This is a genomic window from Amycolatopsis sp. cg13, from assembly GCF_041346965.1.
Lineage (GTDB): Bacteria > Actinomycetota > Actinomycetes > Mycobacteriales > Pseudonocardiaceae > Amycolatopsis.
The window spans coordinates 2,227,546-2,253,442 of the sequence record NZ_CP166848.1 but is presented as its reverse complement, the minus strand read 5'-3'; the positions used below and the strand labels follow the sequence as shown (position 1 = coordinate 2,253,442).

The window sequence follows — 25,897 nt, the reverse complement described above, 5'->3', positions numbered from 1 at the left end:
GGGCTGTGACCTGGTTCAACCTAACCTCGCCAGCCGGGAGCCGCCTCTCCATTCTTGCGCTCCCTCCGACGCCAGCGGAGGCAGCGCGACCAGCACCGGAGGCGACCACGCGGGCGCGACCTCCAGCCGGACGTCCTGGCGCAGCGGCACCGGCCCGGCCCGGATCCGCACCGGGCGCGCGGCCGACCCGACCGCCTGCACGCTCGGCGCGAGCTGCGCGCGCGGATCGCCAGCTGAGGGCAGCGCGCAGGCGAGCAGCCGGTAGGTGCCTGGAGGCACGTCGAAGAGGGTGAACTCGAGGTCGGGCCCGAGCAGCGAGCCGCTGACCGGGACGCCGCGCGCCGACGACCCGGCGAACAACCCGACGTACACGGCCGGTGCCCCGTCGAGCGCGGCGACCGCCGCCGGGCTCAGCAGCGCGCGGCCGGTGACGGCTCCGCCCGCGCAGTCCGGGCCCGCGACCCGCACCGGTTCCGGCGGGTGCTCGGCGAGGAGGCCGGGCAGCTGCCGGAACCGGTGCGGGCTCACCCCGACCGCCGCGGTGAAGCGCGTGGTGAACGTGCCCGGCGCGGAGAACCCGACCTCGTGGCAGATGTCGACCACCTTCTCGCCGGTGTCCAGCAGCAATTCCTTGGCGAGCTGGAAGCGTTGCGCGGCAAGGAATTTCCCCGGCGGCAGGCCGATCTCCCGCTCGAACGCGCGCGCCAGGTGGAACGGGCTGTACCGGACGTGGTCGGCCACGTCCTCGAGCGTGAGCTGCCGGGTGCGTCCGGCGGCCAGGAACCTCGCCGCCTCGAGCACGGCGTCCCGCATGTGCACACCTCCTCGGATGTGCCGTCATGGTAAATCCGGGGACCGACAATTCCGGGCGTCCGCTGTTTGCGGCTCGATGACGACGGGCCGGGCGTCGACGTTTGACGCAGTCGGGCAGCGAGTTGTGGGTGAGATACGGCGGAGCGAGGCAGCTGCTGGGCGCGGATCCAGGGCGATCCGGGGTGACAGTTGAGTACGCAGCCGTCCGCCAGTTGCTGCGAAGCGAGGCAATTCGGCTACTCGCTTTTACCGCGGTGCGAAACCGGTGTGCAGCGGGATCGGCCGCCGCGGCTGCTCACCTTCCGAGGGTCACTTCGCCGCGGCGCGGCTGGCGTTGAAACGCGCCTTCTTCTGCCGGTTCCCGCACGTGTTCATGTCGCACCAGCGACGGGTGCGGCTCTGGCTGGTGTCGAAGAAGGCGGCCTGGCAGGTCGGCGAGGCGCACAAGGCCAGTTTTCCGTCGCGTTCGCCGGAGATGATGCTGATCGCGTCGGCGGCGATCACGCCGAGGGCGTCTTCGGCAGAGGTGAGCTGCCAGCGCCGTTCGCCGTCAGGTGTCAGGACGGCTGCGGCGCGGCCCTGGGCACTGCGGTCGTTGATGACCTGGACGGCGGACGCGGGCAGCGCCTCGTGGCGTGCGGCCGCGGTCGCGGCGGCGTGAATCGACTCCCGCAGTTCCTTGGCGAGTTCGAGCTGGTCAGCGCTGCAGGACTCCACGGCCAGGCCGCTCACCGCCAGCCAGTCGGCGAGCCGCTCGGGGGTGGGAATGCGCTCGACAGCGTCGCCGCAGCGTTCGGTGAGAGTCGCCGTGAAGCTCGTCGCGAGCACGGTGCCGAGGCGGAAGTCAGGGAACGCGGAAGGCATGGAACCAGCTTAGCCGGTTGCGCTCGAGTGTGGCCGGCTGCTAGAACCGTCTTAGCCGGTTCCACTTCATCGAGGAGGACTCATGACCGCTCTGACCAGCGAGGTAGAGGCGTTCGAGGCCCGCGCGACGGACGCTGACCTCGAAGATCTGCGGGCCCGACTAGCCGCGGCGAGGCTTCCGGAGGCCGAAACGGTGCACGGCCCGCGCCGATGGGATCAGGGCCTTCCGCTCGCTGATCTGGTCGATCTCGTGAACTACTGGCGCACCGAGTACGACTGGCGGGCCTTCGAGGAGCGTCTTGACCGGATCGGTCAGTTCCGCACGACGATTGACGGCCTGGGAATCCACTTCCTGCACCGCCGGTCCCCGCGTGCGGATGCCACTCCGCTGATCATGACGCACGGGTGGCCGGGCAGCATCGCGGAGTTCGTCGACGTCGTGGACGAATTGGCGGATCCGGACGACGCCAGCGCACCGGCGTTTCATGTCGTGGCTCCGTCGCTGCCGGGCTTTGGCTACAGCGACAAACCGACGACTACCGGGTGGGGGACGGAAAAGATCGCCGCCGCGTGGGTGGAGTTGATGGGGAAGCTCGGTTATCGCCGATTCTTGGCGCACGGCGGCGACTGGGGCGGCAATATCACCACGGTTCTCGCCGGCCGGTTTCCGGAGCATGTTCTCGGCGTCCACACGTTGTTCGCTGAAGGGCCGCCCGGGTTGTCGACGGAGGGGCTGACGGCGGACGAACTCAGGTGGACCGAGGAGACCCGCCATTTCTGGCGGCACCGTGCGGCGTACGCCAAGCAGCAGGCCACGAGGCCGCAGACCATCGGGTACTCGCTCGTCGACTCGCCGGTCGGGCTTCTTGCCTGGCTCGTGGACAAGTTCGCGGAGTGGTCGGACACTGAGGACAGTCCTTTCGAGACTATCTCCCGCGACCGCGTGCTCGACGATGTCACGTTGTACTGGCTGACCCGGTCCGGTGCGTCGGCGGCCCGGATCTATTACGAGAGCCACAATTCGCTGGATCCGGAGCTTCGGGTGGATGTTCCGGCGGCGGTCACCATGTATCCCCGCGATACCGAGAAAACCCCTCGTCCTTGGGCGCGGGAGCGGTTCCGCCAGATCGTCCGGTGGCGGGAGCCGGAACGGGGCGGGCATTTCCCGTCTTTGGAAGTGCCGGGGTATTTCGTCCGGGATCTGCGGGAGGGGCTCGCCGCGGTGTTGCGGGGGTGACAAATGGCAGGGGTCCGGTGCGTCGTCGGCTGGTGTGGTGAATCGGCAACTCCGATCCGAAGAGGAGAGCCGAATGCGAAAGATCATGCCGGTCGCGCTTGCCGTAGCGACACTGGCGGGGGTGGTGTCGGCGGCCCCCGCGTCGGCCGAGCCGTTGCGGTGGGGCGCCTGTCCGGGCGGCGGGCCACTGCAGTGCACGACGGTGGCCGTTCCGCTGGACTACCGGCATCCGGACGGGCGGAAGATCGATATCGCGGTGTCCCGGCTGTCCGCGGCGAAACCGGAGAAACGGCGCGGGGTGCTGCTGGTCAATCCCGGCGGTCCGGGCTTGTCCGGATTGCGCGTCCCGGTCGCGCAGCCGTTTCCGCAGGCGGTGCGGGACAGTTATGACATCGTCGGATTCGACCCGCGCGGGATCGGCTCCAGCGCCGGGCTGACCTGCGGGCTGAACGACGCTGACAAGGCGCTCGCGGCCAACCCGCCTTATCCGCACAATCCGGCGGAGGTGGCGAAATCGGCCGCGCTGGCGGAGCGGATCGCCAAGCAGTGCACCAGTTCGGAGACTGCCGACCTGCTGCCGTTCATCACTACCGCCAACACGGCGCGGGACATGGACCGGGTGCGGGAAGCCTTGGGAGAGGCGAAGATTTCCTATTACGGGGAGTCGTACGGCACCTATCTCGGGGCGGTGTACACGACATTGTTCCCGGAGCGCGGCGATCGAGTGGTGCTGGACAGCAGTTTGCCGCCCGAGGGATACGACGTCGAGGCGTTGCGAGCGCAGGGCATGGGATTCCAGCTGCGGTTTCCCGACTTCGCGAAGTATGCCGCGAAGCACGTCGAGGAATACCACCTCGGCGCGACTCCGGCGGACGTGACGGCGAAGTACTACGAGCTGGCCGATCGGCTGGATGCGAAGCCGGAGTCCGGGTTCGACGGTACGGCGTTCCGCGGCTTCACGTCCGGGGAGCTTCGGAATGACGGAAGCTTCCAAGAGTTGGCCACGTACTGGCATCTCCTCGACACGCATCAGCCGCTTCCCGCCGCGGCAACGGCAAAGGCGGGGGACCGTGGCAGCTTCCCGGTCGGCTACCTCGGGGTGCTCTGCGGGGATTCGCGGTGGCCGACGTCGGTGCGGACCTACCAGCGGAATGTCGAGGTCGACCGGGCGCGCTATCCGATGTACGGCGCGTATGCCGCCAATATCCGGGCGTGCGCGTACTGGCCCGCGCCTGCGGAGCCGAAGGTGCGCATCACCGGCAACGGACCGGCGAACGTGCTGATGGTGCAGAACCTTCGCGACCCGGCCACGCCGCTGCCCGGGGCGCTGCGCACGCGATGGGCGTTCGGGGCCCGGGCTCGGATGGTCACCGCCGACCAGGGCGGGCACGTCGCTTACGGTGCTGGCGCGAACAAGTGCCTGAACGACACGGCGACGGCATACCTGGTCGGCGGAGATTTCCCAGCCCACGACCGTTTCTGCCCGGTTGAGCATTCCTGATCCGTGAGGGGAACCCCGAGGGAATCAGAGTCCCTCAGGGTTCCCCTCACGGCTATTCGGCGGCGAAGATAGGCGCGAAGAACGCGGCCAGTTCCGCGGTGGCGGCGAGGGAAAGGACATTCGCGACGTACTGGTCCGGCCGGACCACCACGACCGCACCCCCGGGTGAGATTCCGCGGGCGGCGAAGATGTCGTCCGCCGGGTCCGCCGCGTAAACCTTTTCGTAGTCGATCAGCGAGAAGGGGCCAGTTCGCGGCAGGAAGACCTCCGGGACTTCGCCGAGGTCGATGTCCTCGTACGGCCCGGGGTAGATCACCTTGACGTCGAACCAGGCGTCGGAGTCCAGGTCCTCCGGGGTGTGGGCGACCACCGGAGAGTCCGGCGAACTGCCCAGCCACTCGGCGAATCCGGCAACCGAAACAGGCTCGGCCGGGGCGAAAACGTAGATGCGCCAACGACCGTCCGCCTGTGCGTGATGTCCTAAGTGGACCAGGTTCGCGTCGCAGACCCGCATGACAGGAGCCGACTTGAAGCGTTTGCCGATCGGGAACCCGGTCGCCAGGTCCTGGTGTTCCGGCGAGGCGATGAGCACCGAACGCTGGTAGCACGTCATGAAACCGGACGAGAATTCGAAGGTCTTCACGTAGAACTCTTCCAGCTCCGCCGGATCGGCCAGATCCTCCGGCCGGGTCGCCATCAGCGTCGACCATTCCTTGTCGAAGTCGATGAGGTTTTTCGCGATCAGCTGGCGTTCCGCGGAGTAGGTGGCCAGCAGCGAAGCGGGACCGCGGCCGTCCAGCACGTGGCCGAGTTTCCAGCCGATGTTGAACCCGTCCTGCATCGAGACGTTCATGCCCTGTCCGGCTTTCGCGCTGTGCGTGTGGCAGGCGTCGCCGGTGATGAAGACGCGGGGCAGCCTGGTTTCGCCGACGGGCACATCGTCGAATTTGTCGGTGAGACGATGACCGACCTCGTACACGCTGTGCCAGGCCACATTCTTCACGTCCACAGTGTAGGGACGCATGATCGCGTTGGCGCGTGCGATGATCTGCTCGATCGTCGTCTTCCGGACGGCCCCGTGGTCGTCCTCGGAAACCTCGCCCAGATCGACGTACATCCGGAACAGCGCACCGCCTTCGCGGGGGATCAGCAGGATGTTGCCGCCGTCGTGGGACTGGATGGCGCATTTCGTCCGGATGTCCGGGAAATCGGTGACGGCGAGGACGTCCATCACGCCCCACGCGTGCAAGGCCTGGTCTCCGACGAGTTCCCGGCCGATCGACTCCCGCACCGCGCTGCGGGCACCGTCGCAGCCGACCACGTATTTGGCTCGGACAACGCGATCCTCGCCGGCACGCGGGCCGGCGGTATGGCGCAGCGTGACGGAAACCGGGTATTCGTCGCCCTCGGTAATGGTCAGCGACTGGAATTCCAAGCCGAAATCGGGCGTCATCCGGCTCGGCGAGTTGGCCATGTACTCGGCGAAATAGTCCTGCACCCGGGCCTGGTTCACGATGAGGTGCGGGAATTCGCTGATCCCGGTGGGGTCGTCGGGCACCCGCGACGAGCGGACAATGCGCTCCGGGTCGGCGGGATCGGGCTTCCAGAACGACATCGTGGTGATCCGGTACGCCTCTTCGACGATCCGGTTCGCGAAGCCGAACGCCTGGAACGTTTCGACGCTGCGCGCCTGGATCCCGTCCGCCTGGCCGACTTCGAGCCGTCCGCCGCGGCGTTCGACGATGCGCGTGGTGACGTTCGGGAACCGGGACAGCTGCGCGGCGGTGATCATGCCCGCCGGGCCGGTGCCCACGATCAGCACGTCGACCTCGTCCGGCAGTTCCGCGGGCCGGTCGATCCCGGTTCCGGCGGCGGGGAGGACGCGCGGTTCGCCGGAAACGTAGCCGTGGTGGTGGAACTGCATAAGTTTCCTCACTTCGCTGTGAAGCACCATGGGGACCGTGTTCGATAATAGAACTCGTTGTTCAATTATTGAGTACATCGATGCTAAGGTGGGCCGCTCCGGTGCACAAGACCCCGCGGGGAAGGACCGAGTCGTGACGGAAGCCAAGCAAGCGGCCGGGTCGCAGACGTTGTCGCGCGGGCTCACCGCGCTGGAAGTTCTCGCCGAGGCCGACGCGCCGTTGTCGATCGGCGAGCTGGCCGCGCGGCTCGGGCTGCACCGGTCGATCACCTACCGCATCGTGCGCACGCTGGAGGACCACGGCCTGGTCGTGCGCGGCGCGAACGGCGAGCTGGAGCTGGGGGCGCGGCTGGCGGCGTTGGCGCGCAACGTTTCCCGAGATCTGCAGTCGACGGCGTTGCCCGAGCTGACTGTGCTTGCGAACGAACTGGGCATGACGGCGTTCCTCGCGACGCTCGACGGCGAGGATTCCGTCGTCACGTTGGCCAGCGTCGAGCCGCGACAGGCGACGGCTGCGGTGGCGCAGCGGCCCGGCAGCCGGCATCCGATCACCGACGGCGCACCGGGTCGCGCGATCCTGCAGCAGTTGCGCGGGGAGAAAGCGCCGTACGAAACCAGTCACGACGAGGTGATTCCCGGGCTGTCGTCGATCGCGGTGCCGCTCGCGGTGCCCGGGCAGCATCCGGCGGCGCTGGCGGTGGTGTATCTGACCGGTCCGGCTGATATCTCAGCGATCGGCGAACGCTTGGCGCAGGCGGCGCAGGTGATCCGGGCCGAACTGCATCCGTAATGGACGCGGTGGACAGCGGCCGGGCCCGGGACGCACGATGGCGTCCGTGGTACAGACGACGCGCTTCGCCCGCTTCCCGCTCGGACACTTCCCGACCCCGCTCGAACCGCTGGAACGGCTCACCGCGCGGCTGCGCGAACGCCATCGGGATGTTCCGGACCTCTGGATCAAACGCGACGACTGCACCGGATTGGCGACCGGCGGCAACAAGACGCGGAAGCTGGAATTCCTCGTCGGCGACGCGCTCGCGCAGGGTGCCGACACGCTGATCACCCAGGGCGCGACGCAGTCCAACCACGCCCGGCAGACCGCCGGGGCCGCCGCGCGTGCCGGGCTGAGCTGCAAGCTGCTGCTGGAACAACGTCAGGTGCGCGACGAGGAGTACGAGAACTCCGGCAACGTGCTGCTCGACGAACTGCTCGGCGCGGAGATCGTGGACCGCGTACCGGCCGGAACTGATATGTCAGCGGCGATGGAGACGGTCGCCGAGAAGCTGCGCGCGCAGCGGCGGCGGCCGTACGTGATCCCGGGCGGCGGGTCGAATCCGATCGGTGCGCTCGGGTACGTCCAGTGCGCGCTGGAGCTGGACGCCGCGCCGATTCCGGTCGACTGGGTCGTGCACGCGACCGGCAGCACCGGCACGCAGGCCGGGCTCGTCGCCGGGTTGCGCGCGGTGCACAGCCCCGCTCGGGTGCTCGGCGTCAGCGTGCGGCAGCCGGAAGCGCGGCAGATCGACGCGGTGCACGGGCTGGCCGGCCGGACCGCGGAGCTGATCGGCACCGAGGTTTCCCGCGACGACGTGCTGGTGGACGACCGCTGGGTCGGCGAGGGCTACGGCGTGCCGACGCAGTCCATGGTGGACGCGGTGCGGCTGCTCGCCGAGACCGAAGGGATCCTGCTGGACCCGGTGTACTCGGGGAAGGGGTTCGCCGGGCTGCTCGGCGAGATCGAGGAAGGCCGGTTCGCCGCGACCGACACCGTCGTGTTCGTGCACACCGGCGGTGCGGTGGGGCTGTTCGGCTACCGGTCGGCTTTCCAGTGATCGCGGGCATTCTCGGCGGCATGGGTCCGGCGGCGACCGCGGAGTTCTACGCCAAGCTCGTCGCGCGCACGGCCGCGGAACACGACCAGGACCACCTCCGGGTGGCGATCTGGGCGGATCCGACAGTGCCGGATCGGGTCGCCGCTGTACTGGACGGGAGTACCGATCCGTATCCGGCTTTGCTTGCCGGGGCGGAAAAACTCCGTGATCTCGGCGCTTCTGTGATTGCGATTCCGTGCCACACCGCGCATTTCTTCCTGCCGCGGTTGGTCGCGTGCAGCGGGGTGCCGTTCGTGGACATGGTCGCGGAGACAGCGGGATTCCTTGCCGGACGCACGGGGCCGGTCGGGCTGCTCGGTACTCGCGGGACGATCGCCGCCGGGCTCTACCAGCGCGGAGTGCCTGAGGTGGAGTGGGTGCTGCCGTCCGAGGCCGGGCAGACGGCCGTGGACGCGGCGGTGGCGGCGGTGAAACGCGGTGACCTGGCACGCGGAGCGGCGCACTTCGATCGGGCGCTCGCGGACGTCGACGCGGCGTTGTCGGTGCTGGCCTGCACGGAACTTCCTTTGGTGGCACGGCAGACGTCCGGGGTGCTGGACCCGACCGACCTGCTCGCCGACGCGGTGATCCGCGCCTGCGGCGGAAAACCGGTCGACGCCCGGCCGCCCGCCTGACAGAGTCCGGGAATGACTGATCTGCTGACCGCCGCGGATGTGCTTCTCATGCAGGAGCTCGCGCAGCGGGTCACCGCCGTCCGCCAGGACCTCGTCAACAGCGACGCGGCCTACGGCGAACTGGCGTGGAACTGGGGCAAAGGGCACGCCGCGCAGGGCGCGAGCTGGGTCCGGCGGCTGTGGTTCGCCGGCGACGACCTCGTCGCGTGGGGCTGGGCGCAGCTGCCCCGGAGCGTCCGGCTCAACGACGGCTCAGTCAAAGACGTCACCGGTGCTTACCTGGCATACCAGGTCCATCCGGATCACGCCGCGCTGGTCGACGACGTGATCGACTGGTTCGACGCCACCGCGGACGGCCTCGAACGCACCGTGCTCCCCGGGGCGGCCGACGAGTTCGGCCTGGAACGCTGGGCAGCGCACGGCTACGGTCCCGATCCGGACAGCCTCGGCGACACCGGATCGTGGACGCAGCTGAACGAACGCGACCTCGAGGTGCTCGAAACGCCGGTGCTGCCGGACGGATTCCGCTTCCGCACCGCAGCCGAGGCCGGACCGGAGGCGGCCGTTCAGGCTCATGTGGACGCCTGGGGCGTGACCGCGTACACGCTGGAAAGCTACGAGGGCGTCCGCGAGACCCCGGCGTACCGCGGCGACCTGCACTTCCTGGTCGAAGCACCGGACGGGACGATGGCGGCGTCCACGATCATGTGGCTCGACGAGGCGAACAAGACCGCCGAATTCGAGCCGGTCGGCACCCACCCGGACTACCGGCGGCTCGGGCTGGGCCGCGCGATGCTGCTGCACGGCATGGACCGCGCGCGAGCGGCCGGGGCTACTCACGCGACGGTCGCTTGCCTTGGCGCGCCTGGACATCCGTCGGCGCGGGGGTTGTATTACAGCGTGGGGTTCAAGGAGATTTCGCGGGACGTTCCGCTGCTCAAGCCTGCGTGAGCGGGGGTTGGCCCATCCGCATTTCCCCGAATTTCGCCGACGTCCGGACCGCGTCGAAGCCATAGTCGATCATTGCCGTTTCGTACTCCCGTAGTGCTGGGAGGGGATCGGTCCCGGCCTCGGTGAGCTTCGTGGCGAGCAGAGCTGCGTCGCGCAGTGCGGTGTTCGCGCCGACGCCGACCGCTGGGCTCATTGCGTGGATCGCGTCGCCGAGCAGGGTCACCCGGGTGGTCGGCCAGGGTTCGATCGGCACGCTGGTGCGCATGAAGATGGGGAACAGTGTCTCGGGGTCGGCGAGGGACAACAGTTCGCTCGCTTTCGGATTCCACTTGCGGGCCAAGGAAACCGTCATGTTTCGCAACTCAAGACCGGTCGCGGCGCGAAGTTCGTCGTCGGAATACGGCAGCAGTTCGGTGCGGGCGGCGAGCAGGCACATCACGTAGTCGCTGGTGTCGGTGAGGCCCGGCAGCCATGTCCGACGACGGGCGTGGACCGGGGCGATTCCGACGTGCTGGTGGTCCGGGCCGGCGAGTCCGCGGTAGATCCCGAACCACTCGTCGGGGATCAGTTCGGCGGTCTCGCGGGTGAGCGGGAAGCGGCCGTACATGATGCGGATGCCGGTGTCGACCACGCGCGCGTGCGGCAGGTATTGCCGTCGGAGCACTGAGTTCACGCCATCCGCGGCGACTAAGATATCAGCGGACGCGGTGGAGCCGTCGGCGAAAGTCGCGGTGACGGTGTCGTCTACGTGGCAGCCGGTGCACTCGCGGCCGAACTCGACGACGTCATCGAGGCCGTGCAGGAGGATCTCGCGCAGCGTGAGGCGGTTGATCGAGGCATTCCGCTCGACCGGCTCCGCTGGCTGCGTCCCGTTGAGGAAGTTGGTACGCGACGGCGTCGAACTGGTATCCCACACCGCCTGGCTGAGCCGCGCAGGGAGCAGTCGGTCGAGCGCGTCGAGGCCGTTCGAGTCGATCCGCAGGCGATATCCCTGCAACCGGCCTACTGGTGAGATATCACGTTCGCAGACTGTGACGGCAACCCCGGCGCGGTGCAATCCCTGGGCGAGCGCGAGCCCGCCGACGCCGGCGCCGATGATCAGGACGCGAAGTTTTCCAGGCACAGCGAATTCCCCTTCTGGACACGGAGCAAGGGGACGTGCCGGACGCACCGGAGGGGTGCGAGTACGAGCGCTGCGCGCCGCCCGGACTACCTACCGGGCTGTGGCTTTCGACGTCCTGCGCCACCATAGCTTTTTCCGGAAGCGGATTGTCAAGGGCCGATTTCCGCCTAGGCTGGGTGTCATGTGCGCGACCGGTCCGGAGATCCGCGGGATCCGGGTGGAACTGCTGACCGCCCCGGACTGCCCGAACGCCGACGCGGCCCGGTCGCTCGTGACCGGCTGCCTCGCCGAGAGCGGCCTCGACACGACGATCGTCGAACGCGTCGGCCGGTACCGCTCGCCGACGATCCTGGTCGACGGGGTCGACGTGATGGGGACGCCCGGGTCGGTCGCGGGGGACGCTTGCCGGCTCGACGTGCCGACTCGGGAGCGGGTGCTTGCCGCATTGGCGGGCCGGGGCTGACTTCCCGCAGAGTCCGCTGAGGACAGTGCGGTGATCAACCGACTGTAATCCGCCGTATTCCGTCAGCGGCAACCGAATTGCCGCCTGGGACAAGCCGTACTAGGCAACATTACATCTGTAATGTAGCATCGGGCCGAGCGAAGCCGAGGAGGTGCGGATGAGCCGGTCCGGAACCGCGGACGAGGCGACCGGGATGAAGCTCGCCCTGCGCCGGGCGGCGGTCGGCGTGGTCGCTTCGGAGGGGCTGCGCGGGCTCACTTACCGGGCGGTCGCCCGGGCGGCGGGCTGCACCACCGGCGCGGTCCAGCACCACTTCTCTTCGATCGACGACCTCCTTCAGTCCTCTTTGGACCTCGTGCTGGAGGAAAGCGCGGAGAACGGCCTGATCGGCGCCCGCACCGGCGTCTACGCGGACGGTCCCGAGGTGCGCCAGCGGTTCCGGGACAGCGCGGATCTGCAAGTGTTCCAGTATCAGCTGGTCGTGGAATCGGCGCGACGGCCCGAATTGCGGCCGATCGTCCGGCGGCTCTACGACGGCTATCTCGCCGCGGTCGGCAAGGAACTGTCGGCCGGCGGCGGGCTGGCCCAGCTCGTCTTCTACGCCCTCGACGGAATGTTCCTGCACCAGGTGGCGGACCCGGACGTCGATCCGGGCCCGGCGCTCGAAGCCCTGCGCGGCCTGCTCGCCGCCGCGCGCTAGTCCAGCCCGATCACAACGCACCCCGGCCGCGCACGACGTCGCCGGGGCAGAAGTGTTTCCGAATACCGTTGCGCCGCAACAATTCTCCACCGTCCTTTCCAGAATTTCGCCGCCGCCCAGGTGTTGACTTAATCAACACCGAGGGGTCAGACTCGGCGCATCCCGAACCCGCCGACCCGAAAGGCGTACCGATGCCCGACACCGCCGCCGCGACCTTGCTGATCGACGGCCGCTGGCAGTCCGCCCCGGCGACGTTCGACGTCGTCGACCCCGCGAGCCTCGCCGTTCTCGGCCAGGCCGCCGACGCGGGGCCCGAGCAGGCGCGGGACGCACTGGCCGCCGCCGCGCGGGCCGCCCGGGGCTGGGCGGACACCGACCCGGAGACCCGCAGCGGCCACCTCCGCGCCGCGGCCGCCGGAATCCGGGCGCGGCAAGGCGAACTCGCCGCGTTGCTCAGCCGCGAGAACGGAAAGCCGCTGGCCGAAGCGAACGGTGAACTTGCCGGGGCGGCCCGGATGCTGGAGTGGGCCGCCGAGGAGGGCCGCCGCGCGTACGGGCGGGTCACCCCGGCGAACGCGGCCGGTCCGGGGCTCGTGCTGCGCGCGCCGGTCGGCCCGGTGCTCGCGATCACGCCGTGGAACTTCCCGGCCAGCATGCTGATCCGCAAGGTCGGGCTCGCGCTCGCGGCGGGCTGCCCGGTCATCGCGAAACCGGCCGAGCAGACCCCGCTGATCGCGACCGCGCTGCTGGAAATCGTGCAGGACACCGGATTGCCCGGCGGCGTGCTGCAATCGCTGACCACCACTCGCCCCGCCGAACTCGTCGGGGAACTGCTGGCCGACCGCCGCCTGCGCAAGGTCAGCTTCACCGGCTCCACCGAAGTCGGGCTGGGCTTGCTGCGCCAGACCGGCGACGTCCTCCGCCGCACGTCGCTCGAAATGGGCGGGCATTCACCGGCGATCGTCTTCGACGACGCCGATCTCGAAGCCGCCGCGGCGGGCGTCGTCAGCGGAAAGTTCTTCAACGCCGGGCAGAGCTGCACGGCGGTGAACCGGCTGTACGTCCACGAAAGCGCCCGCGACGACCTGCTTTCCTTGATCGAAAAGAAAACCGCCGCGCTGAAGGTCGGCCGTGGCGACGCCGAAGGCACCAACATCGGGCCGCTGATCGACGAAGCCGGGCTGACGAAGGTGGAGAACCAGGTCGCGGACGCCGTCGGCAAGGGCGCGCGCGTGCTCGTCGGCGGCAACCGGTGGACGGATTCCGCGCTGCCAGGCCATTTCTTCGAGCCGACCGTGCTGGTCGACGTCACCCCGGACATGCTCATCAGTCACGAGGAAACTTTCGGCCCGGTGCTCGCGGTGGCCACCTTCCGCACCGACGACGAAGCCGTCGAACTGGCCAACGCCACCGATTACGGCCTCGCCGCGTACGTGTTCGGCACCGATCTGCGCCGCATCTGGCGCACCCTCGACCGGCTCGATTTCGGCGTGCTCGGCGTCAACGACCCGGCACCCGTGCGTCCGGAACTTCCGTTCGGCGGCCAGAAAAACTCCGGCCAGGAACGCGAAGGCGGGGCCGAAGGCATCGAGGCCTACACCGAGACCAAAGCCGTCGCTCTGCGGTTCTGAACCGCTCCCCGAAAGGAATCCGCATTGACCACCGCTGACCTCGCCGCCGCCGACCAGCGCACCCTCATCCATCCGCACACCGTCATCGGCGCCCCGGCCGAACCGCTCGTCCTCGACCGCGGCGAAGGCGCGCTGCTCTGGGACACCGACGGCAACCAGTACCTCGACGGCACCTGCGGCCTGTGGCAGTGCCCGGTCGGCCACGGCCGCGCCGAACTCGCCGACGTCGCCGCCGAGCAGATCCGCAAGCTGGAGTTCTACTCGTCCTTCGGCGACTACTCCAACGCCCCGTCGATCCGCCTCGCCGAACGCCTGCTGTCGCTCGCCCCGGCCGGTCTGGAACGCGTTTTCCTCACCAACGGCGGTTCGGAGGGCAACGAAACCGCGATCAAACTCGCCCGCCTCGCCTTCCACCACGCCGGTTCGCCCGAACGCACGGTGGTGCTGGCGCGGCACGGCGGTTACCACGGCATGGGCTGCGCTTCGCTGGCCGCGACCGGGATCGAGGGCCTGCGCGCCGGGTACGGCCCGCTGCTGCCGGACGTCGAATGGCTCGGCAAACCGCACGGCCTCGAACACGGTCCACATGCGACAGATCTTCTGGTGGCAGAGCTGGAAAAGCGCATCGAGGAGATCGGTCCGCATCGGATCGCCGCGTTCATCGGAGAGCCGGTGCTCGGCGTCGGCGGAATGGTGCCGCCGCCGGAAGGCTACTGGCCGCGGGTGCAGGAAGTGCTGCGGCGACACGGGATTCTCCTGATCATGGACGAGATCGTGACCGCGTTCGGCCGGACCGGGCATTGGTTCGGCAGCGAGCACTTCGGCGTCGAACCGGACATGATCGTCACCGCGAAGGGGCTCACCAGCGGGTACATTCCGATGGGTGCGGTCCTCATTGGACGGAGGGTGCTCGAACTCGCCGAGGGCGCGACATTCCTGCACGGTTTCACCTACAACGGCCACCCGGTCGGCGCCGCGGTCGCGCTGGCCAACCTGGACATCATCGAGAAGGAGAACCTGCTCGAACGCGCCACTGTCCTCGGCGCCCGGTTGCGCGCGCGGCTCGATCCGCTCGCCGAGCTGCCCCACGTGCGCGAGGTCCGCGGCGTCGGCCTGATGCTCGGCATCGAGTTCGCCGACCAGCCCACCGCGCCGGTGCAGGCGGGCTGCCGCGCGGACGGCGTGGTGGTCCGCGCGTCCGGGACCAGCATCGTGCTGTCCCCGCCGCTGGTGATCACCGAGGACCAGATCGACACTTTGGCCGACGTGCTGTGCAAGCACGTCGCGGCCGCGGCGAGCTGAACGGAGGAGCCATGAGACGCCGGATACCGACGCTGCTGTCCGCCGCGCTTCTGCTCACCACTGCCGGCTGCGCGATTTCCGAGGGCGGCCCGAACTCGCTCGTGTTCGCCTCGTACGGCCAGGGCGCGTACCAGGCGGGCCAGCGCGCAGCGTGGCTCGACCCGTACGAGCAGCAGACCGGGACCACGGTCACCATCGACGGCCCGTCGAGCAACGCCAAGCTCAAGGCGATGGTCGAGGCGGGGAAGGTGACCTGGGACGTCGTCGACACCGACGCGTCCGCTGCCGCCGCCGTGTGCGGGAGCCTGCTCGAACCCGTCGACATGGGAGCGCAGGCCGCCGGATTCCCGGAGGGCTCGCTCACCGATTGCGGGGTGCCGGACGCTTTCTTCGGCATGATGCTGATGTACGACTCGAAGGTCTACGGCAAGAACCCGCCGGCGAAACTCGCGGATTTCTTCGACCCGAAACAGTTCCCCGGCCGCCGCATCATCTACGGCGGCGACCCGAGCGTCGGCACGATCGAGGCCGCGCTGCTGGCCGACGGCGTGCCGCGCGACAAGCTGTACCCGCTCGACATGCGCCGCGCGCTGCGGATGTACGACCGGATCCGGCCGCAGCTGTCCATCACCAGCACGTACGGCGACCAGCAGCAACGCATGGCCGGCGGGCAGGCGGACATGGCGCTGATCGTCAGCGCACGGGCGTTTTCGCTGCTCAAGGCCGGTGCGACGAACTGGAAGGTGGTGCCGGGCATCCCGGTGCCGGTGACCTGGGACGTGCTCGTGGTGCCGAAGGGGACGGCACGCGCCGAGGAGGCGAAGAAGCTCATCCGCTTCGCCTCGCAACCGGCGCAAGCGGCGGACTTCGCCGCGCGGGCGGGCGTGGGACCGGCCAACACGGCCGCCCCCGCCGCCCGTTCGGAGATCGGCCGCCAGCTCGACATCTGGGGCGAGGGCAAGGAGGACTTGCGAGTGCTCAGCAACGTGCGTTATTGGGCGGCGAACCGGCCCGCGCTGGTGAAGGCGTGGTCGGATTGGACGACCGGATGACCGCCGTGGCGACCCGGCCCCCGGCTACGGGGCAGGCCGGGCCCGAGAAGCGGCGGACTTCGTGGCTGCTGCTCCCCGCGGCGGCAGTGGTGCTGGTGTTCTTCTTCTACCCGCTCGCCGTGATTTTGTGGCGCAGCTTCAGCGAACCGTCGTTCGGGGTCGGCAATTACCTGGCGGTGCTCGGCGACGAGGTGCAAATCCGGGTGATGCTGCGGACGTTGCGGACCGCGCTGATCATCACCGCGGCTACGCTCGTCATCGCCTATCCCTACGCCTACGCGATGACGCTCGTCGGCCGTCGCGCCCGGACGGTCCTGACCCTGCTGGTCCTGATGCCGTTCTGGACCAGCCTGATGGCGCGCAACTTCGCCTGGTACGTGCTCGAACAGCGCGGCGGCGTCATCGAGAAAGCGCTGTCGGCGATCGGCATCGACGGGGTCGTGCTGCTGGGTTCGGTGGCCGGCGTGACGGTCGCGATGGTGCAGGTGATGCTGCCGTTCATGGTGCTGCCGCTGCAAAGTTCGATGCTCAGCATCGACCGGAGCTTGCTGCACGCGGCGGGCAGCCTCGGCGCACGGCGTCCGGTGGCGTTCCTGCGGGTGTACGTGCCGCTGTCGATGCCGGGCGTGCTGGCCGGGGTGTCGGTGGTGTTCATCATGTCGCTGGGCTTCTACATCACCCCGGCGCTGCTCGGCACGCCGCAGCAGGCGCTGGTCGCCCAGGTGATCGGCACCCAGGTCAACGACCTGCTGGACTTCGCGGGCGCCGGCGCGCTCGGGACGATCCTGCTGGTCGTCACGCTCGTGGTGCTCGCCGTGCTCAGCCGCGTGGCCGCGCCGCTGGGCACCAGTGCGGCTGGAGGTGCCGACCGTGGCTGACAATCCGTCCATCAGCAAGGCCGCCGCGGTGCGGCAGCGCAGCCTCGGCTGGGGCCTGCGCTTGTGGGTCGTCCTCGTCGCGTTCGTGCTCGTCGCGCCGACGCTCGTGGTGATCCCGATGAGCTTCGGCGCGGGCTCGACGTTCGAGTTCCCGCCGAAGGACTGGTCGTGGCACTGGTACGCGGAGTTCTTCACCAGCAAGCAATGGCTGGCCGCACTGGCGAACTCGGTCCAGGTCGGGGTGCTCGCGGCGGCGCTGGCGACCGTGCTCGGCGTGGCGGCGGCGCTGGCGCTCGACCGGATGCGCCGGGGCAGGGGAGTCGTCCGGCAATTGCTGATGGCTCCGATGATCCTGCCCGGCATCGTCGTCGCGGTCGCGATCTACGGGGTTTTCCTGCGCTGGCAGCTGAACGGCACGATGCTCGGTTTCGTGCTGGCGCACGCCGTGCTGGGGCTGCCGTTCGTGCTCACGTCGGTGCAGACCAGCCTCGCGGGTTACGACCCGATCATGGAGAAAGCCGCGGCCAGCCTCGGCGCGCCTCGGTTCACGACCCTGCGCAAGGTCGTGCTCCCGATCATCGCGCCCGGCGTGCTGTCCGGGTTCGTGTTCGCCTTCGCTACGTCCTTTGACGAGGTCGTGGTCGCGTTGTTCCTGCAGACGCCCGCGATCAAGACGCTGCCGGTGAAGATGTACGAATCGATCGTGCTGGAAATCGACCCGACGATCGCCGCCGCGTCGAGCCTGATCGTCGTGTTCACCACCATTCTGCTGTTCGTCCCCGCCTTTCTGCGCCGAAAAGAGCAATCATGACTGACGGAATCGCGACCGCCCACGTGACGAAGGCCTACCCCGGCGTCGACCGGCCCGCCGTGGACGACGTCTCGCTGCACATCGCCGACGGCGAGTTCATGACCTTCCTCGGGCCGTCCGGATCGGGCAAGACGACCATGCTGTCGATGATCGCCGGGTTCACGCCGCTGACGTCCGGATCGATCACTGTGGACGGTCAGGAGATCTCGCGGCTCAAACCGCACCGGCGGAATCTGGGCGTGGTTTTCCAGCAGTACGCGCTGTTCCCGCACATGTCGGTGGCCCGCAATGTCGCTTTTGGACTGACTCAGCGCAAGGTGCCGAAGGCCGAGATCTCGCGGCGGGTGGACGAGGTGCTGGAACTGGTCGGCCTGACGGCGGTGCGGGATCGGTTGCCGCGCCAGCTTTCCGGCGGCCAGCAGCAGCGCGTCGCTCTCGCGCGAGCGGTGGTGTACGAACCGCGTGCGTTGCTGATGGACGAGCCGCTGGGGGCGCTGGACAAGAAGCTGCGCGATCAGTTGCAGCGGGAAATCGCGCGGATGCATCGGGAATTGGGGATGACGTTCCTCTTCGTGACGCATGATCAGCAGGAGGCGCTCACCCTGTCGGACCGGATCGCGGTGTTCAACGACGGCCGGATCGAACAGGTCGGCACGCCAGAGGAACTGTACGAGCGGCCGGAAACGTTGTTCGTCGCGCAGTTCATCGGTGAGTCCAATGCGTTGTCGCTCACGCCGGGGGAGGTGACGATCGTGCGGCCGGAACGGTTGACGCTCCATGCTTCCGCGGATCCAGTCCCGAGTGGACACCAGCGGGCGAGCGCGCAGGTGACTGACATCGTGTACGTCGGCGATCACACGCGGATCTGGTTGCGGTATTCCGACGGTGCGCGTGGTTGTGCGGTGTTGTCGGCCGGGGTCGCGCACGAGCACCGGCCTGGCGACGAGGTGATCGTGGCGTGGCATCCGGAGCATCAGGCCGTAGTGCCGAGCGGCGGCCTTCCGGAATTGGCGGCGGTATGACTGAGGATTTGCTGCTGCGCGGCGGAGTGGTCCGGACTTTCGATCCGGTGGTCGGGACCGCTTCCGCGGTGCTAGTGTCGGACGGCCGGATCGCCGCGGTCGGCGATGACAAGACGGTTTCCGCCGCGGCGTCGCCGGACGCGCGGGTGATCGAGCTGGCGGGCCGGACTGTCCTTCCCGGACTGAACGACGCCCATCTGCACCTGGCTTTTCATGCCGCCGCCGGTCCGGAGTTCAGTGTGGACCTTTCCGCTGCCGCTACTTTGGACTCAGTGGCTCGTGCGTTGGCTGACGCGCCGCCGGGGGAGTGGATCGTCGGCCGAGGCTGGCGGGAAACGACGATCGCCGAATTCGCGGACGGCCGCGCGGTGCCGACCCGCGCCTGGCTCGACGGCGTGACTGGCGAGCAACCGACGGTGCTGCACCACGCGTCGTCACACGAAGTGTGGGCGAACAGCGCGGCGCTTCAGCGGGCAGGAATCACCGCGGCGACGCCGGATCCGGAAGCCGGGGAGATCGTGCGGGAGTCCTCCGGGGAGCCGACCGGGGTGCTCGTGGAGAGCGCGCAGGAATTGGTCGCTTCGCTGGTGCCGCAGCCGAGCCGTTCCGTCCGGCTGGACGCGATCGTCCGCAGCATGGAGCGGTTGAACGCCCTCGGGATGACCAGCGTGACCGACCCCATCGTCCCGCCTGAGCTGTGGCAGGACTACCGGGACCTGCACGCCGCCGGTCGCCTGCGGATGCGGATCACCGCGCTGCTGCACTGGAACTGGCCGTCGCCGACGACGTCCGCCTCCTCACTGGCGCAACTGCTGGACGAGACGGATTTCTCCGTCGGCGACGACCTCCTGCGGATCGGCGGGATCAAACTATTCGCCGACGGGGTGCCGACGCACTGCACCGCGTGGATGCACTCGGCGTACCCGTCCGGCGGACACGGCAGCCTGGTGACCTTCGGCCCCGACGACGACGCGCGCGTGCGGGAGCTGCACGAACTGATCCTGGTCGCCCACACGCGGCGGGTGCGCGTGCAGGTCCACGTGACCGGAGACCGGGCCGCGGACGCGGTAGTCGACGCGATCGAGGCGGCTCAGGCGGCTGACCCGTGGCCAGACGCGCGACACGCCCTGATTCACGGCACCTTCTTGTCCACTGCGGTGCTCTCCCGCCTGGCACGGTCCGGCATCGGGGTGATCACCAGCTCCCTGATGCGGACCTACAGCGGACCGTCCATGGTCCGTGTACTGGGCGAGTCCCGGTGGGCCGACGCTTTCCCCGCGCGGGCCCTGCTGGACCACGGCGTGGTGGTCGCCGACAGCTCGGACGCACCCGTGACCGTCCCGGACTGGCGCCGCGGCGTCGCGACGTTCACCGGCTCGCCCGGGCCGAACGCGTACTCTCTCGTGACCGACCCGCTGACCAGGGAGGAAGCGCTGCGGCTGTGGACCACCGGCCCAGCCTGGCTCGAACACGCGGAGGGTGCCAAGGGCACGCTCAGTGTCGGCTCCCTCGCCGACCTCGCGGTTTTCGCCCACGATCCGGTCACCGCTGCGGGCCCGGAGCTGCTGAGCGTACGGTCGGAATTGACCGTGCTCGGAGGACGTGTAGTGGCAGGGTGAGGGTTCGTGTACAGCAGCAATACCGACGCCGATCGCGGCGCTTTCGTGTGGATGGTGAAGAACGCCGTCGTCCCGCGCCCGATCGCGTGGGTGAGCACGGTGGACAGCGCGGGCGTGCGGAACCTCGCGCCGTTCAGCTACTTCGCCCCGCTGACGATGGACCCGCCGACGGTCGTCTTCTCGATTTCGGAATCGCCTAAAGACACTCTGACCAATATCGAGGCCCTGGGCGAGTTCGCGATCACGATCGCGCTGAGCGGCCAAGAGGAACTCGTCGCGCGCACTGCGTCCACAGTGGACTCTTCGGTGGACGAGGCGGAACAGGTCGGCTTGTCGTGGACTGCCGGGGTGCGGATCGCCGTCCCGCATCCCGCCGGGACGGGCCCGAGCCTGGAGTGCACGCTGGTGAAAATCGAGGAGTTCCGGGGCTCGCACCTGGTGTTCGGCGAGGTGGTCGGAGTCGCGGTGGACGACCGGCTGCTGCGCGCGGACGGGCGGCTGGACCAGGACGCGTACCAGCCGGTGGGCCGCATGGGCGGCGCGACGTTCACCCGGGTGGACAACTGGGTGCGGGTGCCGATCCCCGCTCCGGAGGAGCTGCTGGCCGGCCAGGTCCGTGAGGGGAACCCTGAGGGACTCTGAATCCGTCAGGGTTCCCCTCATGGACCGCAAAGTCGGACGAGCTGGCTCGGGTCGTAGTCTTGGTCTCGTACCTGAGCAGGGAGGTTTTCGTGGCTGACGCAACTCTTCCCGGGGTCCTCGCTCGGCTTGAGGAGCTCGACGATCCTAGAATTCGCGCTGTTAACGAGAGCCACGGCGACGACCACAGCGTCAACCTCGGCAAGCTCCGTGCCCTCGCGAAAGAGCTCAAAGCCCAGCCGGACCTCGCTCGTGAACTGTGGCGGACCGGCGACACCAACGCGCGCCTGCTGGCCCTCCTCGTCGCCCGGCCGAAGCAGTTCGACCGCGACGACCTCGACGCCATGCTGCGCGAGGCCGTCAAACCGAAGGTCCAGGACTGGCTTATAACGAACATCGTCAAGAAGAGCCGCTACGCCGAGGAACTCCGCGTCGCCTGGCTCGAAGACCCCGACCCGGTGGTCGCGAGCGCGGGCTGGGCGCTGACCGTCGACCGCGTCGCCAAGAAACCCGGCGGGCTCGACCTTTCCGGGCTGCTGGACGTCATCGAAGCCGAGATGAAGGCCGCTCCGGAGCGGTTGCAGTGGGCGATGAACCACTGTCTCGCGCAGATCGGCATCGAGAACCCGGGCCTGCGCGCCCGTGCGATCGGCATCGGGGAGCGGCTGGGCGTGCTCAAGGACTACCCGACGCCGCCGAACTGCACCTCGCCGTACGCGCCGGTGTGGATCGCAGAGATGGTCAAGCGGCAGGCTTAGCGAAAACCCCGATGAAAACCATGCTGGCAGCCAAAAACGGTCCCGAGGCCAGCGCTGCCAGCCACTGCTCCCCGGCCGCCCGGTCCAGCTGACCCGCTCGCACCGCGCGTTCGGTGTTCCGGCTCAGCCCGAGAATCTTGTCCGCCGCCTCGAAATCGCGGAACACCGGCGTCGCGACCGAAACGTCGAGCACCGCCAAACCCGCTCCCGAAGCCAGCCGCGGTAAGGAACGGCCGACAGTCGCGTTCCGGACCATCGTCGAGCACACAAACCGGTTGAACGCCCGGTTCGTCGCGAGCTCCCCGGGATCGACCACCAGGCTGTCCCAATCCGGCTCGGCCACACACGCCAGCCCGCCGGGGCGCAGAACCCGGTGCAGCTCCGCGAAAACCGCGGCGGGATCGGCGACGTGCTGCACCATCCGGTCCGCCCGGACCCGGTCGACGCTCGACTCGGCCAGCGGCAGCGCGTGCGCGTCGCCCAGCCGGATCGAGATCCGCGGCGTCCCGGAGACCCGTCGCCCGGCCTCCTCGACCATCGCCGGTTCCGTGTCCACGCCGAGGACCGCCCCCGACGAACCCACCGCCTCGGCCATGGCGGGCAGATCGGTGCCGGGACCGCAGCCGACGTCCAGCACGGTCAGGCCGGGCCGCAGGTCGAGCGCGGCCAGGACTTGCCGTTTGTAATCGCGCCCGGCTTCGGCGACTTGGGCGTAGTAGTCGATTTTGTCCGGTCGGGGAACGCCGAAAGTCATGTTTCGAGTGAACCAGAGGTCTCGGCGAGTGCGATGAAGCTGGTCCAATCCGGATCGGACAAGCCGAGATGCGCACCGGCCTCGGCGAGGGAGGAAGCCGCGGAATCGAGGAACCACGACGCGGTCAGCACCATGCTCGCCGCGGCGGCGGGAGCGCGGCGCACGCCCTCGGGAGTGAGGTCCTGGGCGTTGAGCGTGTAGACGGCGGAGTCGAGCAGCCGGGCGACGAGGCTGTAGGCGTTGGCCGCTTCCGTCGTGCGGGTGAGCGCCCGGAAGCGAGGGCGGGCGGCTTCCGCCAGCGCCGGGGTCAGCAGGGTGCGCAGCCGCGGCCATTCCGCCGCCATGTGCTCGCCCAGCCAACCGGACAGCCGCTGGTACCGCGCCGCGGCCTGCTCGAACCGGGCACGCAGGGCGATCAGCTCAGCGGGCTCGGATTCGCCTTCCATGAAGAGAATTCCGGTCGTCGCGACCACCGCCGGGTCGTTGAGATCGACACAGCCGACGGCGCCGTGCGCGGGATCGAGCCGGTCGGGAGCGGGACTGTCGGACCACCGGGCGGCCAGCAGTTTCAACGCGTTGGAATCGCGCCGCCAGGCCGCCGCCTCCTCGATCTTGAGCACCGAGTGGTAGCGCTCGTGCTCGCGGTGATCGCGCGCCACCTGCACGTATCCGGCCAGTTCCGCAGGCGACGGACCGAGAGCTCCGACAGTCATGTCCTCGAGTCAACCAGAAAACGCTTCAGTCCAGCGCCAGCGCTTTCCGGAGACCGCCGACATCATCCAACAATTCGGCAACCCCAGGACGGCTCGCGGACGCGGCCGGATGCGCGAATCGAACCTCGACCTTCCACTCGCCGAGGGGGAGCGGCAACCGCCGCACCGTGCCCCGCTCCATCGCCCGCGCCGCGGCGAAATGCGGGACCACCGCGACGTAATCGTCGTCCTCGGCGAGCTGCAACGCGGTCCCCGGCAAACCGATCGTGTGCACCGGCCGGTCCGCCGGCCGCTCCGGATGTTCGAACGCCGCAGCGAGCGATTCCGCGCCGACGCCCCAGCGGTAGACGAGCACGGGACTGTCGGCCAGATCGCCGAACCGCAGCCGGGAACGCGTCGCCAGCGGATGGCCGGGACGGCAGACCGCGACGATGCCGGACCGTCCGATCCGGACTGAACGGAGGTCGTCCCCGGGCGGACGCGACAGCAGGAATCCGGCGTGCGCGCTGCCGTCTCGCAGCCGTTGCAGAACCTCGTCGCTGTGCGCGACCCGGCAGTGCACCGCGATCGGACGGCCCGCCAGCACCGCCAGCACCGGCGGGAACACCGACGAACCGAGACTGGCCGGCGCGGCCAGCACGAGCCGTTGCGACCGTTCGGCGCCGACCTCGGCGACGGCTTCGTCCAGCAGCCGCAGACAGCGTCGCGCGTACTCGGCGAGCTGCGCACCGGCTGTGGTCAGCACGCTGCCCCGCGCGCCGCGCTCGAACAGCTGGACACCGAGCCTGCGCTCCACCGCGGCGAGCCGATTGCTCACCGACGGGGCGGAAAGCTGCAGCTCAGCGGCTGCGGCGGAGAAGCTGCCGAGTCGGGCGGCGGCGTCGAGCACCACGAGGTCGGTCGTTTCGACGGGCACTTGAGCCATAGCCTCAGCTTAAGGCCAGCCGTAACGGATGTCTGTCTACCGCAATGCTCGCCGGTGCGTCACGGTGGACCGATGAACGAGGCAAGCAGAACTTCGGGCAACGACGCCGCGACAGTTTCCGCTGCGGCCGACCACCGGTTGCGGCGCGCGCTGGGCACGCCTTCGCTCGCGATGCTGACATTTTCCAGCGTGATCGGGTCGGGGTGGCTGCTCTCGCCCTACACCGTCGCGCGCGAGGCCGGGCCCGCAGCCTTGCTGACCTGGGTGATCGGCGGCGGGGCGACGCTGCTGGTCTGCCTGGTGTTCATCGACCTGGCGTTCCGCAACCCGATGTCCGGCGGCAATGTCCGCTGGCCGCGGATGGCGTCCGGGCCGCTGGTCGGCACCGCGGTGAGCTGGGCGATCTTGTTGCAGGCGGTGTTCGCCGGGCCGAGCGAATCGACCGCGGTCGCGCAGTATCTCGGCCGGTGGCTGCCCGGACTGCTCGGCGAGGACACGCTGAGCTGGGAAGGCCGGCTCTTCGCCGCGGCGCTGCTCCTGGTGTTCTGCTCGGCCAGCTTCTTCGGCGTCGTCTTCATCACGCGGCTCAACAACGTGGTCACCACGGTCAAGCTGATCGTGCCGGCCGCCACCGTGATCCTGTTGCTGGCCAGCGGTTTCGACTCGAACAACTACGCACTCGGCGGCGGTTTCGCTCCGTATGGCATCTCGTCGGCGCTGATGGCCGTGGTCGGCGGTGGTGTGGTCTACGCCTTCACCGGCATCAACGGCGCGGCGGTGATGTCTGGCGAAGCCCGCGACCCGCACAAATCCGTGCCGCGCGCGACGCTGATCGTGCTGGCCGGTTCGGTGTTGCTGTATCTGGGATTGCAGTTCGCGATGATCTACACGCCGCCGGCCGGGCTGCTCGGTTCCGGCTGGCGCGGCATGAACCTGACGTCGCCGCTCGCGCAGCTGGCCGGACTCCTCGGCATGGGCTGGCTGTCCGCGGTGCTGGTCGCGGACGCGGTGTTCTCGCCGTCCGGCAGCCTGCTGATGGGCACCTCGATCAAGGCCCGCTACACCTACGGGGCCGCGCAGAACGGCTTGCTGCCGCGCTTATTCACCCGCGTCAGCGGACGTTGGGGCGTGCCGTGGGCGGCGCTGGCGTTCAACGCGCTGATCGGCGCGACGGTGATCCTCAGCTTCGGCAGCTGGGAGTCGATCGTCAGCTCGCTGAGCTTCTTCTACGGCCTCAGCTACGCCGTGGTGTCGGTCGCCGCGACGATCCTGTACCGCACCGAGGACGGCGAAGGCTGGCTCGGCCGGTGGGCGACCCCGGTCGGCGCGGCGTCCTTTGTGGTGTCCGGCCTGATCCTGTACTGGTCCGGCTGGGCGAAGATGCGGATCGCGCTGCCGCTGCTGCTCGTCGGGTTCGTCATCTACCTGATCCGCCGCGCGACCCGGTCCGGTCGCTCGAATACCCCGGTGCTGCAAGGGGTTTGGCTGATCGGCTGGCTTGTCGTGCTCGGCGCGCTGTCCGCTTTCGGGTCCTTCAAAGGCACCGGGACGATCGCCGCGCCGTACGACTCGCTCGCCGCGGGCGCGGTCAGCGCGGTCACGTGGTGGCTCGCACACCGGTCCGGGGTGCGGTACCGGATCGCGGAACAGACAGAATCCTCGGCGCGGCCCCAAGTTCTGCCCGCCGGGTGAACTCAGCGAAAGGGAGAAG

Annotated in this window: 25 protein-coding genes; 18 read left to right on the top strand and 7 right to left on the bottom strand. The window is 69.1% G+C overall.

The genetic code is table 11. From position 1 onward, the window contains the following. Positions 1 to 15: 15 nt before the first annotated feature. Together AB5I40_RS10075 and AB5I40_RS10070 are read right to left on the bottom strand one after the other, a co-directional pair. Complete coding sequence (locus AB5I40_RS10075) at positions 16 to 813, bottom strand: helix-turn-helix transcriptional regulator (RefSeq protein WP_370938185.1); 798 nt, start codon at positions 811 to 813, stop codon at positions 16 to 18. A gap of 309 nt (positions 814 to 1,122) precedes the next feature. Then, positions 1,123 to 1,677 (bottom strand): ABATE domain-containing protein, encoded by a 555-nt coding sequence (locus AB5I40_RS10070; protein ID WP_370938184.1) that lies wholly within the window; start codon positions 1,675 to 1,677, stop codon positions 1,123 to 1,125. A gap of 82 nt (positions 1,678 to 1,759) precedes the next feature. On the opposite strand from AB5I40_RS10070, the gene AB5I40_RS10065 reads away from it, so the two are divergent. Both AB5I40_RS10065 and AB5I40_RS10060 read left to right on the top strand, forming a co-directional pair. Then, complete coding sequence (locus AB5I40_RS10065; RefSeq protein WP_370938183.1) at positions 1,760 to 2,914, top strand: epoxide hydrolase family protein; 1,155 nt, start codon at positions 1,760 to 1,762, stop codon at positions 2,912 to 2,914. 73 nt (positions 2,915 to 2,987) lie between these two features. Continuing rightward, a complete protein-coding gene (locus AB5I40_RS10060; protein WP_370938182.1) occupies positions 2,988 to 4,415 on the top strand; it encodes an alpha/beta hydrolase in 1,428 nt (475 codons plus the stop codon). A 52-nt stretch (positions 4,416 to 4,467) separates the two neighbouring features. On the opposite strand, the gene AB5I40_RS10055 is transcribed toward AB5I40_RS10060, so the two are convergent. Continuing rightward, the gene (locus AB5I40_RS10055; protein ID WP_370938181.1) at positions 4,468 to 6,339 is read right to left on the bottom strand and encodes an FAD-binding monooxygenase; all 1,872 of its coding nucleotides are present in this window, start codon (positions 6,337 to 6,339) and stop codon (positions 4,468 to 4,470) included. Between the two features lie 133 nt (positions 6,340 to 6,472). On the opposite strand from AB5I40_RS10055, the gene AB5I40_RS10050 reads away from it, so the two are divergent. The 4 genes from AB5I40_RS10050 to AB5I40_RS10035 are packed head-to-tail and all read left to right on the top strand — an operon-like array spanning position 6,473 to position 9,796. Continuing rightward, positions 6,473 to 7,129, top strand: a complete 657-nt coding sequence (locus AB5I40_RS10050; RefSeq protein WP_370938180.1) for an IclR family transcriptional regulator — start codon at positions 6,473 to 6,475, stop codon at positions 7,127 to 7,129. Between the two features lie 37 nt (positions 7,130 to 7,166). After that, a complete protein-coding gene (locus AB5I40_RS10045) occupies positions 7,167 to 8,171 on the top strand; it encodes a D-cysteine desulfhydrase (RefSeq protein WP_370938179.1) in 1,005 nt (334 codons plus the stop codon). Next, positions 8,168 to 8,845 carry an aspartate/glutamate racemase family protein gene (locus AB5I40_RS10040; RefSeq protein WP_370938178.1) on the top strand — a complete coding sequence of 226 codons (678 nt, stop codon included), beginning with the start codon at positions 8,168 to 8,170 and terminating at the stop codon, positions 8,843 to 8,845. The genes AB5I40_RS10045 and AB5I40_RS10040 overlap by 4 nt, the downstream gene beginning before the upstream one ends. Before the next feature lie 12 nt (positions 8,846 to 8,857). Then, positions 8,858 to 9,796 carry a GNAT family N-acetyltransferase gene (locus tag AB5I40_RS10035; protein WP_370938177.1) on the top strand — a complete coding sequence of 313 codons (939 nt, stop codon included), beginning with the start codon at positions 8,858 to 8,860 and terminating at the stop codon, positions 9,794 to 9,796. On the opposite strand, the gene AB5I40_RS10030 is transcribed toward AB5I40_RS10035, so the two are convergent. Continuing rightward, positions 9,783 to 10,919: an FAD-dependent oxidoreductase gene (locus AB5I40_RS10030; RefSeq protein WP_370938176.1), complete on the bottom strand. Its 1,137-nt coding sequence runs from the start codon at positions 10,917 to 10,919 to the stop codon at positions 9,783 to 9,785. The genes AB5I40_RS10035 and AB5I40_RS10030 overlap by 14 nt on opposite strands. Before the next feature lie 181 nt (positions 10,920 to 11,100). Between AB5I40_RS10030 and AB5I40_RS10025 the strand changes: the two genes are divergently transcribed. The 11 genes from AB5I40_RS10025 (at position 11,101) to AB5I40_RS09975 (ending at position 21,794) form a co-directional block, all read left to right on the top strand. Continuing rightward, complete coding sequence (locus AB5I40_RS10025; protein WP_370938175.1) at positions 11,101 to 11,382, top strand: alkylmercury lyase; 282 nt, start codon at positions 11,101 to 11,103, stop codon at positions 11,380 to 11,382. A 157-nt stretch (positions 11,383 to 11,539) separates the two neighbouring features. Beyond that, positions 11,540 to 12,082: a TetR/AcrR family transcriptional regulator gene (locus AB5I40_RS10020; RefSeq protein ID WP_370938174.1), complete on the top strand. Its 543-nt coding sequence runs from the start codon at positions 11,540 to 11,542 to the stop codon at positions 12,080 to 12,082. Between the two features lie 191 nt (positions 12,083 to 12,273). Further along, positions 12,274 to 13,713: an aldehyde dehydrogenase family protein gene (locus tag AB5I40_RS10015; protein ID WP_370938173.1), complete on the top strand. Its 1,440-nt coding sequence runs from the start codon at positions 12,274 to 12,276 to the stop codon at positions 13,711 to 13,713. 24 nt (positions 13,714 to 13,737) lie between these two features. After that, positions 13,738 to 15,015, top strand: a complete 1,278-nt coding sequence (locus AB5I40_RS10010) for an aspartate aminotransferase family protein (protein ID WP_370938172.1) — start codon at positions 13,738 to 13,740, stop codon at positions 15,013 to 15,015. 11 nt (positions 15,016 to 15,026) lie between these two features. Continuing rightward, complete coding sequence (locus tag AB5I40_RS10005) at positions 15,027 to 16,067, top strand: extracellular solute-binding protein (RefSeq protein WP_370938171.1); 1,041 nt, start codon at positions 15,027 to 15,029, stop codon at positions 16,065 to 16,067. Beyond that, positions 16,064 to 16,945, top strand: a complete 882-nt coding sequence (locus AB5I40_RS10000) for an ABC transporter permease (protein ID WP_370940488.1) — start codon at positions 16,064 to 16,066, stop codon at positions 16,943 to 16,945. The genes AB5I40_RS10005 and AB5I40_RS10000 overlap by 4 nt, the downstream gene beginning before the upstream one ends. Beyond that, a complete protein-coding gene (locus AB5I40_RS09995) occupies positions 16,938 to 17,756 on the top strand; it encodes an ABC transporter permease (protein WP_370938170.1) in 819 nt (272 codons plus the stop codon). The genes AB5I40_RS10000 and AB5I40_RS09995 overlap by 8 nt, the downstream gene beginning before the upstream one ends. Further along, the gene (locus tag AB5I40_RS09990) at positions 17,753 to 18,778 is read left to right on the top strand and encodes an ABC transporter ATP-binding protein (protein WP_370938169.1); all 1,026 of its coding nucleotides are present in this window, start codon (positions 17,753 to 17,755) and stop codon (positions 18,776 to 18,778) included. Before AB5I40_RS09995 ends, AB5I40_RS09990 begins: the two co-directional genes overlap by 4 nt. Continuing rightward, positions 18,775 to 20,397 (top strand): amidohydrolase, encoded by a 1,623-nt coding sequence (locus tag AB5I40_RS09985; protein WP_370938168.1) that lies wholly within the window; start codon positions 18,775 to 18,777, stop codon positions 20,395 to 20,397. The genes AB5I40_RS09990 and AB5I40_RS09985 overlap by 4 nt, the downstream gene beginning before the upstream one ends. Positions 20,398 to 20,403: 6 nt before the next feature. Further along, a complete protein-coding gene (locus AB5I40_RS09980; RefSeq protein ID WP_370938167.1) occupies positions 20,404 to 21,039 on the top strand; it encodes a flavin reductase family protein in 636 nt (211 codons plus the stop codon). An 89-nt stretch (positions 21,040 to 21,128) separates the two neighbouring features. Continuing rightward, positions 21,129 to 21,794, top strand: a complete 666-nt coding sequence (locus AB5I40_RS09975) for a DNA alkylation repair protein (protein WP_370938166.1) — start codon at positions 21,129 to 21,131, stop codon at positions 21,792 to 21,794. Here the strand turns inward: AB5I40_RS09975 and AB5I40_RS09970 are convergent. Genes AB5I40_RS09970 through AB5I40_RS09960 form a run of 3 tightly spaced genes read right to left on the bottom strand, consistent with a single transcriptional unit; the run spans position 21,778 to position 24,186 of the window. After that, entirely contained in the window at positions 21,778 to 22,548 is a 771-nt protein-coding gene (locus AB5I40_RS09970) for a methyltransferase domain-containing protein (RefSeq protein ID WP_370938165.1), read from the bottom strand. The genes AB5I40_RS09975 and AB5I40_RS09970 overlap by 17 nt on opposite strands. Continuing rightward, positions 22,545 to 23,261: a hypothetical protein gene (locus AB5I40_RS09965; protein ID WP_370938164.1), complete on the bottom strand. Its 717-nt coding sequence runs from the start codon at positions 23,259 to 23,261 to the stop codon at positions 22,545 to 22,547. The genes AB5I40_RS09970 and AB5I40_RS09965 overlap by 4 nt, the downstream gene beginning before the upstream one ends. Positions 23,262 to 23,286: 25 nt before the next feature. Beyond that, a complete protein-coding gene (locus AB5I40_RS09960; RefSeq protein WP_370938163.1) occupies positions 23,287 to 24,186 on the bottom strand; it encodes a LysR family transcriptional regulator in 900 nt (299 codons plus the stop codon). A gap of 72 nt (positions 24,187 to 24,258) precedes the next feature. Here AB5I40_RS09960 and AB5I40_RS09955 point away from each other — a divergent pair, with 72 nt between their 5' ends. Further along, on the top strand, positions 24,259 to 25,878 hold the full coding sequence (locus AB5I40_RS09955; RefSeq protein ID WP_370938162.1) for an APC family permease: 1,620 nt from the start codon (positions 24,259 to 24,261) through the stop codon (positions 25,876 to 25,878). The last annotated feature ends 19 nt before the right edge of the window (positions 25,879 to 25,897 follow it).

Excerpts from the sequence above, each read along its gene's own strand:
- AB5I40_RS10075 (WP_370938185.1), bottom strand. The coding sequence starts at position 813 with ATGCGGGACGCCGTGCTCGAGGCGGCGAGGTTCCTGGCCGCCGGACGC.
- AB5I40_RS10070 (WP_370938184.1), bottom strand. The coding sequence starts at position 1,677 with ATGCCTTCCGCGTTCCCTGACTTCCGCCTCGGCACCGTGCTCGCGACG.
- AB5I40_RS10065 (WP_370938183.1), top strand. The coding sequence starts at position 1,760 with ATGACCGCTCTGACCAGCGAGGTAGAGGCGTTCGAGGCCCGCGCGACG.
- AB5I40_RS10060 (WP_370938182.1), top strand. The coding sequence starts at position 2,988 with ATGCGAAAGATCATGCCGGTCGCGCTTGCCGTAGCGACACTGGCGGGG.
- AB5I40_RS10055 (WP_370938181.1), bottom strand. The coding sequence starts at position 6,339 with ATGCAGTTCCACCACCACGGCTACGTTTCCGGCGAACCGCGCGTCCTC.
- AB5I40_RS10045 (WP_370938179.1), top strand. The coding sequence starts at position 7,167 with ATGGCGTCCGTGGTACAGACGACGCGCTTCGCCCGCTTCCCGCTCGGA.
- AB5I40_RS10035 (WP_370938177.1), top strand. The coding sequence starts at position 8,858 with ATGACTGATCTGCTGACCGCCGCGGATGTGCTTCTCATGCAGGAGCTC.
- AB5I40_RS10025 (WP_370938175.1), top strand. The coding sequence starts at position 11,101 with ATGTGCGCGACCGGTCCGGAGATCCGCGGGATCCGGGTGGAACTGCTG.
- AB5I40_RS10020 (WP_370938174.1), top strand. The coding sequence starts at position 11,540 with ATGAGCCGGTCCGGAACCGCGGACGAGGCGACCGGGATGAAGCTCGCC.
- AB5I40_RS10015 (WP_370938173.1), top strand. The coding sequence starts at position 12,274 with ATGCCCGACACCGCCGCCGCGACCTTGCTGATCGACGGCCGCTGGCAG.
- AB5I40_RS10005 (WP_370938171.1), top strand. The coding sequence starts at position 15,027 with ATGAGACGCCGGATACCGACGCTGCTGTCCGCCGCGCTTCTGCTCACC.
- AB5I40_RS10000 (WP_370940488.1), top strand. The coding sequence starts at position 16,064 with ATGACCGCCGTGGCGACCCGGCCCCCGGCTACGGGGCAGGCCGGGCCC.
- AB5I40_RS09990 (WP_370938169.1), top strand. The coding sequence starts at position 17,753 with ATGACTGACGGAATCGCGACCGCCCACGTGACGAAGGCCTACCCCGGC.
- AB5I40_RS09985 (WP_370938168.1), top strand. The coding sequence starts at position 18,775 with ATGACTGAGGATTTGCTGCTGCGCGGCGGAGTGGTCCGGACTTTCGAT.
- AB5I40_RS09970 (WP_370938165.1), bottom strand. The coding sequence starts at position 22,548 with ATGACTTTCGGCGTTCCCCGACCGGACAAAATCGACTACTACGCCCAA.
- AB5I40_RS09965 (WP_370938164.1), bottom strand. The coding sequence starts at position 23,261 with ATGACTGTCGGAGCTCTCGGTCCGTCGCCTGCGGAACTGGCCGGATAC.
- AB5I40_RS09960 (WP_370938163.1), bottom strand. The coding sequence starts at position 24,186 with ATGGCTCAAGTGCCCGTCGAAACGACCGACCTCGTGGTGCTCGACGCC.
- AB5I40_RS09955 (WP_370938162.1), top strand. The coding sequence starts at position 24,259 with ATGAACGAGGCAAGCAGAACTTCGGGCAACGACGCCGCGACAGTTTCC.